This window comes from Leptospiraceae bacterium (assembly GCA_024233835.1).
Lineage (GTDB): Bacteria > Spirochaetota > Leptospiria > Leptospirales > Leptospiraceae > JACKPC01.
In genome coordinates this window covers 917,256-929,742 of the sequence record JACKPC010000002.1, presented here as the reverse complement: position 1 = coordinate 929,742, position 12,487 = coordinate 917,256, and the positions used below count along the sequence as shown (strand labels likewise).

Below are 12,487 nucleotides of genomic sequence, written 5' to 3'. Positions count from 1 at the left end.
GTGTTATCGGTTTAAAACTTTCTCTACTTTCTATATGGACTATAGTATAAAAAAAAATATATATATTACCCTGCTTTTATATCTGGTATTGCTATCAGCCTGTTCAACCATTATTTTCCAGCAATCTCCAAAAATACAGGAACTACCCAAGGCAGAAGGAGAACCACCTCAGGAACCCTTTTTGCAATTTGAAATAGGTGAGCATACCGGAGAAGTGCTAAAGACAGCAGTAGATCCTTCCATGAAATATGTGGTCTCAGCTTCAAGGGACAAAACTGTAAGGGTTTGGGATTTATATACAGGTAAACTTTTAAATGTTTTACGATTTCCTATCGGCCATTTAAGGGAAGGGCAGGTTTATGCGGTTGCTATTTCACCTGATGGAAAATTAGTAGCCTGCGGAGGTTGGACGGGAGATGAGTGGGATCATACTTTTTCCATCTATTTATTTAATCGTGAATCCGGAAAACTTATGAATATAATTCCGGGTTTACCTGAGGCCATTTTACATTTACAATTTTCAAAGGATGGATCTTATCTGGGAGCCAGTCTGGGGGGAGGTTCCGGTATTCGTGTTTTTAAACTTCAGGACTTTTCTCTGGCCGGAATCGATAAGGACTATGGAAGAGATAGTAACTGGTTGGACTTTGACTCATCAAATCGCCTGGTAAGTAGTTCTTATGATGGATTTATTCGTTTATACGATTCAGCTTTTAACTTGATAGAGAAGAAAAAAGAATTGAGCGGTAAAAAACCTCATAGTATACATTTCTCGCCGGATGGTAAGTTAATTGCGGTCGGATATAATGATTCTTCTAAAGTTGATTTATATTCAGGGCAGAGTACATTTTTTTTACGAAATTTTTTGAGCCATATTACTACCCTTGAATCTGCTGATCTAAAAGTGAAAAATCTGGAAGTTGTTACTTTTTCTAAAAAAGGAGACTATCTGTATGCAGGCGGAAGTATGGAGGATAATTCAAAGACCTCCGTAATTCGTCGTTGGAATCTTGGAAAGTTGGAAGAGATCAAAGACTATTCAACTCAATTGGACAGGATTACTGGTATTTTTCCTTTGATACACGGATCTTTTTTTCTTTCTGCATTACCCTCTTCTTTTCAGATTTTGAATGAAGAAGGTAATTCTACTTTTCTAAAAAAATCAGCCATTTTAAATTTCCGACATATAGAAGAAGAATTTTACATTTCAAGAGATGCTCGTGTGGTTCATTTACAGGTGAAGGGTGCCAATCCGCTTGAGCTGGAATTTTCTTTAAGCAAAAAAAAGTTGGAAATGCGGACTATTAAGAATACCGCTCACTATTTAAGACCCAACATGGCAGTCGTAGGTTATGTTTTTAAAGATTGGAAAAATAGCAAAGAACCTTTATTAAACGATAAACCTATTAAACTGGCCGCAGGGGAAATTTGTAAGAGCATTACAATTTCTACGAATGAAAAGTTTTTTGTCCTTGGGACTAATCGTTCTCTTTATCGGATGGACATGAGTGGAAATGTTGTATGGAAAACAAATTTAAACCGAGAAATTCGAGTTGTAAATATTTCAGCAGCTGATGAGTTCATTGTTGCTGCACATTCAGACGGTACAATACGCTGGTATCGATTTAAAGATGGTATAGAGCTTTTTGGATTGTACCTACATTCAAACGGAAGAGACTGGCTTTTGTTTACACCGGAAGGGTTCTATGAAACCAATTCTAAGGATGAAGATTTCTTGAGTTGGACCTTGAATATGGGAAGAAAATTGGAATCTATAAATCTTCCTATTATTGCCTTAAGAAAACATTATAGACGATCTGATATTCTTCAAAGAGCCATTTTAAACCAGAAAACCGCAGAAGAAACGGTGACGAATGCTTCTCTCGTTCCTCCCGATATAAGAAGTATCACTCTTGCTATGACCGAAAACCTGAAATCCAGCCTGGAACTGGAAAATCATGAATCCAATAGGCCGGGAAAAGCGGTAGCCAGGGTTTTTAGCGTCGATTTAAAAACAGAGGAAATTTTGATTGCTCATTACCAGGTGAATCCTCTTCTCTTTCAGAAATCTAAATTATTTATTGTTGAAGATGATGGTTTAAAAGTTTATCTTACAGTAACTCATCCAAAGAGTACAATTAGTCGTTGTATTTTAGAGGATGAATTGAAAAAGCATTTGAATAATATAAAATTGAACAGTACTGTTTATATAGAAAGTAGCCCGGAGACAAAAATTCCGTATTAATTGGATAGAAAATGGGAAAAAAGGCCATACTTATAGGAACGAATGGGTTAATCGGTTCTGAGTGTTTGCAGTTATTGTTGGAGAGCCCTGCCTATTCTGTAGTTGAATCAGTCGCTCGAAAGAATATTTCGATTGAGCATCCAAAGTTAAAATCCCATGTGATTGATTTCGAACATCTATCTGATTTATCATTAGAGGGACCGGGAGATGTTTTTTGCTGCCTGGGCACTACAATGAAAAAAGCGGGTTCAAGGGAAAACTTTGAGAAGGTAGATTATTCTTACATTACCGAATTTGCCAGGTATGTTTTGGGAAAGGGTTTTGAAACGTTTATTTTAATCAGCTCTATGGGGGCCAATCCTAATTCTTTATTTTTTTATAATCAAGTCAAAGGAAAGACAGAAGCCTATATACAAAAATTAAATTTTCCGTCTTTATATATTCTCAGGCCTTCTCTTCTTCTGGGGGATAGAAAGGAAAGTCGACCTATGGAGAAAGTGGCAGCTTCTATCTTTGAAATGGCTTCCCCTTTATTTTTCTTTTCTGAATTGAGGAAATACCGTCCAATTCACAGTAGAGTGGTAGCCAGGGCAATGCTGAAGTTTGCCGAAAAGGCCGAGAAAGGCTCCTTTGTGTATGAATCCGAGCAAATAGAAGAGTCTGGAAAATAGAAATAGAGAGCAGGTAAGCCATCGATGGCGCACCTATGATTAAAAAACACTCCTGGCTTTTTTACAGAGATAGGTAAAAAATAAATCATTCGCTTTCTTCGAAGAAACTTCAAAAAAAGAAAAAATCGCTTTATCTTTGAGAGCTTATACAGTACCTTTCTTCTATAAGAAAGGGTATTGGCAGGAATGGTCATAAAGTTTGCAAATAATACAACGGTCTATACAGAATCCAAAATTTTTTACAGGGGAGATATTCTTTCCAGGGAAGGAGAAGTCTCTGAAGCAGCCCTGTATTTAATACTGGAAGGAAATTGTAGTGCCTATAAAACCGATGGTGAACTTGAAATCGAGTTTGCAGAGTTTTCCGGAGGGGACTTTTTTGGTGAAGTTGCCCTGATTAGTCCAAAACCAAATAAATATACAATTAAAGTAAAATCTGAAGCTTTACGGGTACTCTCTTTTTCTAAAGAACGGATTTTAGAATTAGCAGCTCAAAAGCCCGGCATGGTGTTTGCTATTTTAAAAACAGTTATTGTTCGATTACTTAAAGCAGAAGCTGTAACTCATGAAATCATTTCTGATATTTCTCGTGTAAAGCTGGATTTGATCGAGAAACTACATGAATATAAGATCAAAATCCATCATCCGGCTGTTAGAAACTACATCAGGGACCTACCTCAAATAAAATTGGGTGATGGGAAGAACCTGTATTCCCCGAATTCGCCCTCTCCGGGAAAGATGTATTATCTGGAAAAGGGTAGTTTGCAGGTTGAGCGGATGTTTAACAAGCAGCATAAAGTATCGGTATCAATTCCTAAGGGAACTTTTTTTGCTGAAACGTTTCTGGTAAATAACCATTTTAGTCCGCTTCATGTTTACTCTAATAGTCAGGATACAGTTGTAAAGGAAATAGATAGAGAGTCCTTTTTTCGTCTCTGTACAATCAGTCCTTTGTTGTATTTCAACTTCTTAAAATTTGTTATCTGGAAGCTGAATACAACAGAGAAAGTTCAGCAATATTTGGAAACGAGACTGAATCTCGGCACCGAGCAGCCAAGCGATATTTTAGCTTTTACAGATAAAGAGATAGTTGTAGAAGAAGGAGAACCTTCAAACGATTGTATGTATTTTCTCTTAAAAGGTCAATGCAATGTATTAAAAAATACACCAGAAAGAAGAGTCCATGTAAATACTCTGTATCCGGGAGATTTTTTTGGAGAACTGGCCCTTATTTCGAGAGAGCCCCGAAATGCTACGATTCAAGCTATTGGAAAGGAAGTTACCCTTATCCCGATAGCCAAGAAAAATTTCATACGAAAGACAGCTGAGAACCCGGACTTCATGTTTTCTTTTGTAAAAGCAACTATTGCACGCTTATATAAAGCAGAAACTTTGCTTTTTAAACAGGAACATACAATTAAACACTTTGATCCTTTGCTGACCGGAAAACTTGAACAGGCGAGGATCAATAACCTAAATTTCTTCAGTTATTTGTTTAACATTGATGTATCCATTTCGAATAGAGGAGAAAAGATATATTCCGAGAGTGATGCTTCGGATAAAAAAATGTATTTTCTCTTGAGTGGTAGTCTTGCCGTAACAAAAAAATATGGAAATAATAATCTTGAAGTGAACACACTTGAAGCAGGGGATTTTTTTGGTGAAGTATCTTTAGTAAGCCCTCTTTCCAGAACACATTCCGTGATTGTTTTATCTGATATTGCAGAATTAGCGGTATTTGATCTGGAAGCTCTGATGAAAGCTATACAGGCAGAACCCAAGATTCTTTATATCCTTTTAACGAGTATTATCTGGAAGCTTATTTTAACAGAAAAATCAATTTCGGGTTCGAATCTCGACTTTAATCAGGTTTATAAGAAGTCCTGAGGCATTGAAGAGTGTGAAAGCAGCATGAATGCAGGCAAGGGAGTATTTTCTTACCTGCAAAAGAATGCTTTAAATAAGCTCTTAGGAGAATAAGGCCTCGATTTCTGTCCATTTCTTCAGATGAGCCAGTTGTTTATAGTCTTTTGCCAGTTTCTGACAGAGCATGGCTAACTCAAAGGCATTGTAATTGTCTTCGTCCATCTCTTTTATCTTTTCGAAACGTTGAAAAATTCGATTGGATAGCTCATCAATCTGATTGCCGGATAGAATCTCATCAGATGCACGATTAATAATTTGAGACGCTTCTTCTAAACCAAAATGCTCATCCTGATCTTTTTGCTCAATAAATTCCTGGTTATGATGAGAGCCTTTTAATGCTCTTTCTGCCGCAATATCTATCAGCTCTAAAACCATGTCCGGGTTAAATTCTTCATCCGAACTAAATAAGTCCATAGGTTGACTTTCCACTGTGATTTCCTCCCTTTTTTTCTGGGCCTGATTCTCTTCTTCGATGGAACTAATCTCTATGTCTTCAGTCAGGATATATTTCTCGTCCATTTTTTGTACCGTTTTTTATTTACCTTATAATAAGACTGGGTTTAAATCCAGAGTTTTTCATAAAAAAAATTGGTATTTAGTAAATTATTTTATAAAAATTTTTACTAAACATTGCTACCTGACTTTACTATCGGTAGAGATTAAAAATGTTATAGGATTTTATTTGAATCGAGGAGAATACTTACGGGTCCATCATTTTCCAGGCTTACAAGCATATTGGCGGCAAAGATCCCGGTTTGAACTTTACTATCTCCCAGTTCTTTTCTTAAAAAATTGTTGTACTGTTCGTAAAGTTTTTTGGCCTTTTCCGGTTCGGCAGCCCTGGAAAAGCCCGGTCTGTTTCCTTTTTTTGTATCAGCATAAAGGGTAAATTGGGAGACTGATAGGATTTCTCCTTGAATATCTTGAATTGATAGATTCATTTTCCCTTCTTTATCTTCAAAAACTCTCAAACCGATAGTTTTTTGGGCAAGATATTCAGCTTCTTTTTCTGTATCTTCTTCTGCAACTCCCAGTAGAACAAGGTAACCTTTTTGGATAGAAGAAAAATAAGATGGAGTTTCAATCGTAACACTGGCTTTTCTTACTCTTTGCAGGAATGCTCTCATGAATCCTTTATGGGAATCTTTTCTTTTTATGCCAAGCTTTTTCTATTGCTATTTTTGGCTGAATCAAAGTATTCAGTAATATAGAGAAAATGAGTTCAGGAACTATTCATACCCTTTCTGATTTTGTCCAAAAGATGGAGTTTGAGAAAAATATTCTTAACTTAACAGGTGAATCGATCTGGATAATTGACACAGAAGGAAAAACTGTTTATGCAGATAGAGCAACAGCCGATCTACTGGCCTGCTCTTTAGATGAACTCTTGCAGAAGTCGGTATATGATTTTATAGAAAAAGAATTGTTCTTCATTGTTCGAGAAAACATTACCAGGAAGAAGTTAGATACCATCGAAAAACATGATTTTTTATTTAAAAGAAAAGATGGTTCTTATGTCTGGTTAAGCATTTCTTCTAATCCTATTATCAATGATGTTGGAGATGTTATTGGAATATTAGGAATTGTATCTGATGCTACCAGGAGAAAGAAAATAGAGTTATCTCTGCGTGAATCAGAAAGAAGAATAAAAAGTATATTAGAAAATGTTTCTATGATTGCTATTATCCTCGATAGAAATGGAAATCTTACATTTATAAATAATTACTTTTCTAAGTTAGTTAATAAAGAAAAAGAGAGCTTACTTGGCCTTAATTGGTTTAAACATTTTTTGCCTGAAAGAAATCGAGAAGATGTAAAGGATTTATTTTTTAAAAATATTCATACAGGAAACATTCCTTCCTATTACGAAAATGAGATAATAAATTTTCAGGGAGACGAATTTTACATTGCCTGGAATAATTCAATTATTTATAACCCCGATGGGGAAATCATAGGTGTTGCTTCTATCGGTCAGGATATTAGTGTTCAGAGAGAGGCTCAACTTCGTTTTAAGTATCTGGCTAATCTTGATCCTTTAACCGGCCTTGGTAATCAGAGAGCATTTCAAAAGCATCTGGAAGAGTATATTAATAGTATGGAAGCCGAATCGGATAGGTTTAGCCTTGTTTTAATCAATCTCGATGATTTTTCCGGTATTAATGCTCGTTATGGATATCCGGTTGGTGATGCACTACTGATGAGTATTGGTAATTATATGAAAGAAATTATTCCCGGAAACATTGTCTTTCGAGTTGGAGGAGATGAGTTTGCCTTTCTTGTTAAGGGAGCACATAATAAAGAAGAATCTGTTCCTTTTTTATACAGGCTTTTGAAAAGAATGAAGCAACCTTTTGAGGTGGAATTGAACTCTGTATCTATAACTGCCAGTATAGGGATTGCTAGTTATCCCGAGGATGCTCGTGATAAAAATGAGGTATTGAAGTGTGCAGCCTTTGCTCTGTATCAGGCAAAAATAAAGGGGAAAAACCAATTTAGCTTTTACATGGAAGAGCTAAATTTACTTGCTATTGAAAGAAAAAATTTGGAAGAGGAGTTAGTTGGTGCTCTGGATAATAACGAATTTTTTCTGTTATATCAGCCTGTGCAACATATACAGGACAGAAGGGTAGTCTCTTATGAAGCCTTTATACGATGGAATAATTTATCAAGACATTTAAAGCCAGCGACATTTTTGCCGGTAGTGGAAAGAACCGGTTTAATTATTCGGGTTGAAGAATGGCTGTTGGAGCATGTTTGTGCCCTGTTACGTCCTATGGAAAATAACGCTTTCTCGCAAATATTTTCTTTGAACCTATCATTTTGGAGTCTTCAAAGCAAATCATTTCTGGAGAATATATCTTCATGTATTTTAAAGAATAAAATAAATCCGAAAAAAATTCAAATAGAAGTTTCAGACTCCATTTTTTCTGAAGAGAAAAGTTATCAGAAGCGAATTTTTCAGTCCTTAAAACAATTGGGGGTTTCTATCTGTATTGATAACTTTGGATTAGGTAAAATTTCTCTTATTGATTTAAAGAAATTTTCTATAGATTGTGTAAAATTGCACCCGGAATTATTAAAGCAATCTTTTAAAAATAAGGATTTTTTACTCACAATAAAAGCTTTATTGGCACTGGGTAAGGCTATGAATATTGATGTTGTCGTTAAAAATGTAGAGAATCAAGAAGAGTTAGAATTTTGTAGGAAAGAAGGATTTGAATACGGACAGGGGTTTTATATAGGGGTTCCGATTAAACTATAAAAGCAAAAAGACGCAAAAGCTTTGCGCCTTTTTAGAAGTCCATTCTTACTATAGATTTTTTTCTACAAAGCTCCAGTTTACAAGATTCCAAAAAATTTCAATATACTTGGGTCTTGCATTGCGATAATCAATGTAATACGCATGTTCCCATACATCACAGGTAAGAAGTGGTGTCTTTCCTTCTGTAAGAGGGCAGCCTGCATTACTGGTGCTGATTATTTCGAGAGAGCCATTGGGATTTTTTACAAGCCAGGCCCAGCCGGATCCGAAAGTTGTCGCTGCTGTAGTGCTAAACTTTTCTTTAAAATTTGCAAAAGAACCAAAATCTTTATTAATGGCCTCTACTAATTTGTCGCCGGGTTCACCACCACCTTTGGGAGAGAGGCAATTCCAGTAAAAAGTATGATTCCATACCTGTGCCGCGTTATTGAAAATTCCTCCAGAAGATTTCTTCACAATATCCTCGAGGCTGAGGTTTTCAAATTCGGTTCCGGGAATAAGTTTATTCAGGTTTGTGACATAAGCCTGATGGTGTTTTCCGTAGTGAAATTCTAAGGTTTCCTTTGATATATGGGGAGCCAGTGCATCCATCGCATAAGGTAATTCCGGTAGTTTATGTTCCATATCTTCTCCTATGTAGTCATATTCTCCATTCCGCTGAGACTTCAAGTATTTTTACGTAAGCAGATAAGCGGCAAAGAGATTGTTTTCATATTCTTTTTCGGGTATATTTTAGAATCATTCTAAAATATTGCAAGCAAATTTTTAGACAGTCTGCTTGGAAAGGTAATAAATATCAATTATTGATTAAAATCACGGGTTTAAAAATGCGGTATATGCCTTTTTTTCTTGTTTTATTCCAATCATTCATTCAGTCTAAAATATATTATGAAAAAAAGCATTTTGATTTTTATTGTTTTCTCATTTTTCTTTTCTCTTTTGGCTGAGTCTCATCCGGTTGATGTTAGTCTTTTTAAGAAGAATAAAGGGTATGTACTTCGAGTATCCGTTCCTAAGGATTTTGGAATCCAGAGAGAGGCACCGAATCGTATTTTACTCAGTGGAAATGGGGTTCAAATTCTTAAAGCCAACACACGTTTTAGTGGCCCTATCAATCCTTCCAAAAAGGACTATTTTAAAAAAGTAAATGATATGCCTGTAAGTTTGAAGGGAAAGGGAACTTTGCAGATAAGCGGTAAGGTTTTTTACTGTGATTATGTTAAAAATATATGTCAGTTCGCTAAAATTCAAAAAGAGGAAACGATTCCTTGATCACCTACCAATATTCCTACTTTCGCCCGGAGGATGAAGAACCTGCCGGGCTTGATAAGCTCATGTCCCTTGTGTCTGAGCATGTCATGAAGGAAGATATGTCCCTTGAAAAAGCTTTAGAGACGCTGGTCGAAAAAGGTTTACCGGTAGAGCTTGAATTACAAAATAAGGGTTTGGAAGATTTATTATTAGAATTTAGAAGCCGAATTGAGTCTCTGCAGGTTAAAATACTGGGTACAATCAACCTTGAGAAAGTATGTCAGATGAAAGAAGAGGATTATATTTCTCTTGGTAATCTTGCTCAATCTGAATTATTACAGGAACGTGACTTACAATTAGAATTGAAAAAAGCCCTGGCGGAAAGAAGTCAGGATGCTATACGAAAGTTTCGTTGGAACTTTCCTAAAGAAGATAGGGAATTTTACTATAGAATCCAGGCTTATCTCCTGCGTTTGATTGAAGTGATGGAAGATATCGATGCTTTCAAAAAAGCTCAGGAGAAATATCATTTTACGGGAAAGGAAATACCGGAACACAGGGAGGCCTTTACTTATCTTCAGGAATTAGAAAGCCTTTCTGAATTGAAAATGCTTATCGATGATGTGATTCGAACCGGTGAATTTCAGGATTTTGACTTTAAGAGTCTGGCTCAGTTTCTCGGACCTGAAAGTTATATGGAATTTGAAGAAAGAAGAAATAAAATTGTAGAGAGCTTAAAAGCTTTACTGCAAAAGAACGGAAAGTTGTTTCTGGATAAGGAAGGAGAATTACGTTTAAGTCCTGATTCGATTCGTAAGATAGGAATGAAAGCACTTAGCGAAGTTTTTTCTGATTTAAAACCGGATAATTCTTCTTCTAATATATATAAAGGCAGGATAGAAGGGGAATCGGAAAATGTAGATTCCATATCCAGAGTACTCGAGTTTGGTGATAATATTTCAAATATTGATTACTCCGAAAGTATTATAGAAAGTGCTATACGTGGGAATGGAACACGTCCGGCGCTGAACGATTTGAGGGTATATGAATCAAGAGGTGCTTTGCGATCTTCTACTGTAATTCTATTAGACATGTCCGGTTCGATGGCAAGAGGAATGCGGTTTTATAATGCGAAAAAAGTTTGTATGTCACTGGACTCTTTAATTCGTAGTGAGTATAAAGATGAAAATTTGAGTATCATTGGATTTGGAACAACTGCAAAGCGAATATCTGTGTCCGATCTACCGATTTTACAACCGTATTCTGTGAATCAATTGGAGCCTTATATTAAACTAAAATTTGACTTATCAAATATTGTTGAAAAAGAAATCGAATCTTTCATACCGATGTATTTCACAAATCTCCAAAAAGGTTTGAAGCTCTCAAGACAAATTCTTTCTTCTTCTCAGATTAAAAACAAACAAATTATTCTGATTACTGATGGAGTTCCTACTGCTCATTGTAAGGGTTCCTGTTTGTACATTAATTATCCACCGAGAAAAGAGGATTTTGACGAGGCACTTTTTGAATTAATGCAGTGCACAGCTGAAAACATTGTAGTGAATACCTTTCTTTTGACAAACGAATGGGACGTTAGTTATTTTGGAGAAGAAAGCTTTATTAAGAAATTTGCTAAAATATCAAGAGGCCGAATTTTTTATCCTCATCCGAATGAATTGAATAAAATTATCCTTTTTGATTTTATACGTAATCGTAAAAAACTTATCAGTTATTAGAAGGAATTGTCCCTCGACTAAGCCTTGTTGCTTCTAATTTTTCATATAGACCTTTTTCAATAGCTCTGAAAACAAATTTACATTTATTCTTTTCCGAATAATCTTCCATATAGACTTTAAGTCTGTCTAACATCCAGCTAAATTCTCCCCGGTTTATTGAGGTATCTGAAAGCTCTATTGAAGCCTGTTTATCTGTAGATGTAGTAAGCGAATCAAGTTTTAGCACATTTTTATTAGAGAGGTCATTTTTCCATTTATTATCTTTTTCACTGAGAATCTTTTTCAAAATCTGAATAGTTTGTTTGTCTCTTTCTATGAGAGCATTTTTTTTGCACTCTATTCTTTCTCTTTCTATGCTATAATCTCCCATTGGGGGGCTTGCCTGAATAATAACTTGAAAAAAGTCTCTGGAGATAAACCCCGAATCACTGGTGTTTAACATGGGTTTCAGGGCATATTCGGGGTCGGCGGGGTAGCAGGATAGAAATATTAGTAATATGAGATAATATAATGATTTCATGCCTGAAAGCAAGCAGGACTATTCGGAAGTCCTACTTAGTTCTCTATAAAACCTTCTGGTTGTGTCTTTTCCCTCATGGCCTAAGAAATCTTTAATAAAAGTCCAATCGAAACCTTTTTTCTGAAGTTCTATAGCTCTGCTTCTTCTTACGGTAATCGGTGTGAGGATTTTTTCAATTCCAAATCGAATTCCTGTTTCGGTAAATAGTCTTTGCAGGCTTCTTACGCTATAAGGCTTAGTGGAAGGTTTACCGGGAAACAACCATTCTTTTTTTCCGTAGGCTTTTACATACTCCTGTAAGATTGGAAATATATCATCGTTCATATCGATTAGCCTAATTTTTTTTGATTCACTTACAGGAGGAATTTTAATTTTCTTTTTTTTGAAATCTATATGGTTGAACTTTAATCGAACTACCTCACTGGATTTCAAACCACAGTAATAGATAATTGCAAAAATAGCTTTATGCTTTATATTATCAATATGTTCTATAATATGTATAATTTCTTCATGGCTGAGTACATCAAGATTCAGGTTTTTTATCTTTGGCCTTTTGATATTTTGTAGTAGGGGGTCGGAAAAAAGCTTTTCATGAAAAACTTTAAGAGCATTTAGATTTATATTGAAAGTTGAATAGGCACATTTATTCTTTCGAAGATGATTTAAGTAAGCTTGGATATCTGTGCTGTCTATATCTTTGGGAGATTTATTTATAAATTTTAAAAACTCACCATAGTAATGAAGATACGAGCTATTTGTGCTTTCATTCAGGTTCCTGGTTTTCAGGAGATTGAGCATGCTCTTAGAAGGTTTATATGGTTTCGGATTGTTTGATTTCATTTTATTATGGGCCATCCATCTCTCGATTACTCAATT

General features: G+C 35.5%; 11 protein-coding genes. 6 read left to right on the top strand and 5 right to left on the bottom strand.

Going from position 1 to position 12,487, the window contains the following annotated elements; all coding sequences use genetic code 11:
• Nucleotides 1-34: 34 nt before the first annotated feature.
• The 3 genes from H7A25_13405 (at nucleotide 35) to H7A25_13395 (ending at nucleotide 4,803) form a co-directional block, all read left to right on the top strand.
• Nucleotides 35-2,245: a hypothetical protein gene (locus H7A25_13405; GenBank protein ID MCP5500898.1), complete on the top strand. Its 2,211-nt coding sequence runs from the start codon at nucleotides 35-37 to the stop codon at nucleotides 2,243-2,245.
• Nucleotides 2,246-2,256: 11 nt separating this feature from the next.
• Nucleotides 2,257-2,916, top strand: a complete 660-nt coding sequence (locus H7A25_13400) for an oxidoreductase (GenBank protein ID MCP5500897.1) — start codon at nucleotides 2,257-2,259, stop codon at nucleotides 2,914-2,916.
• A gap of 186 nt (nucleotides 2,917-3,102) precedes the next feature.
• Entirely contained in the window at nucleotides 3,103-4,803 is a 1,701-nt protein-coding gene (locus H7A25_13395) for a cyclic nucleotide-binding domain-containing protein (protein ID MCP5500896.1), read from the top strand.
• A gap of 81 nt (nucleotides 4,804-4,884) precedes the next feature.
• Here H7A25_13395 and H7A25_13390 read toward each other — a convergent pair whose 3' ends face one another.
• Nucleotides 4,885-5,361, bottom strand: a complete 477-nt coding sequence (locus H7A25_13390; protein ID MCP5500895.1) for a hypothetical protein — start codon at nucleotides 5,359-5,361, stop codon at nucleotides 4,885-4,887.
• 149 nt (nucleotides 5,362-5,510) lie between these two features.
• Entirely contained in the window at nucleotides 5,511-5,969 is a 459-nt protein-coding gene (locus H7A25_13385; GenBank protein ID MCP5500894.1) for a D-tyrosyl-tRNA(Tyr) deacylase, read from the bottom strand.
• Nucleotides 5,970-6,058: 89 nt separating this feature from the next.
• Between H7A25_13385 and H7A25_13380 the strand changes: the two genes are divergently transcribed.
• Nucleotides 6,059-8,104, top strand: coding sequence for an EAL domain-containing protein (locus H7A25_13380; protein MCP5500893.1), 2,046 nt, complete (start codon nucleotides 6,059-6,061; stop codon nucleotides 8,102-8,104).
• 48 nt (nucleotides 8,105-8,152) lie between these two features.
• On the opposite strand, the gene H7A25_13375 is transcribed toward H7A25_13380, so the two are convergent.
• Nucleotides 8,153-8,728: a superoxide dismutase [Fe] gene (locus tag H7A25_13375; protein MCP5500892.1), complete on the bottom strand. Its 576-nt coding sequence runs from the start codon at nucleotides 8,726-8,728 to the stop codon at nucleotides 8,153-8,155.
• 264 nt (nucleotides 8,729-8,992) lie between these two features.
• On the opposite strand from H7A25_13375, the gene H7A25_13370 reads away from it, so the two are divergent.
• Together H7A25_13370 and H7A25_13365 are read left to right on the top strand one after the other, a co-directional pair.
• A complete protein-coding gene (locus H7A25_13370) occupies nucleotides 8,993-9,376 on the top strand; it encodes a hypothetical protein (GenBank protein ID MCP5500891.1) in 384 nt (127 codons plus the stop codon).
• Nucleotides 9,373-11,091, top strand: coding sequence for a VWA domain-containing protein (locus H7A25_13365; GenBank protein MCP5500890.1), 1,719 nt, complete (start codon nucleotides 9,373-9,375; stop codon nucleotides 11,089-11,091). Before H7A25_13370 ends, H7A25_13365 begins: the two co-directional genes overlap by 4 nt.
• Here the strand turns inward: H7A25_13365 and H7A25_13360 are convergent.
• A complete protein-coding gene (locus tag H7A25_13360; protein ID MCP5500889.1) occupies nucleotides 11,081-11,611 on the bottom strand; it encodes a hypothetical protein in 531 nt (176 codons plus the stop codon). The two genes, H7A25_13365 and H7A25_13360, sit on opposite strands and share 11 nt — an antisense overlap.
• A gap of 18 nt (nucleotides 11,612-11,629) precedes the next feature.
• A complete protein-coding gene (locus tag H7A25_13355) occupies nucleotides 11,630-12,451 on the bottom strand; it encodes a tyrosine-type recombinase/integrase (protein MCP5500888.1) in 822 nt (273 codons plus the stop codon).
• Nucleotides 12,452-12,487 lie beyond the last annotated feature (36 nt).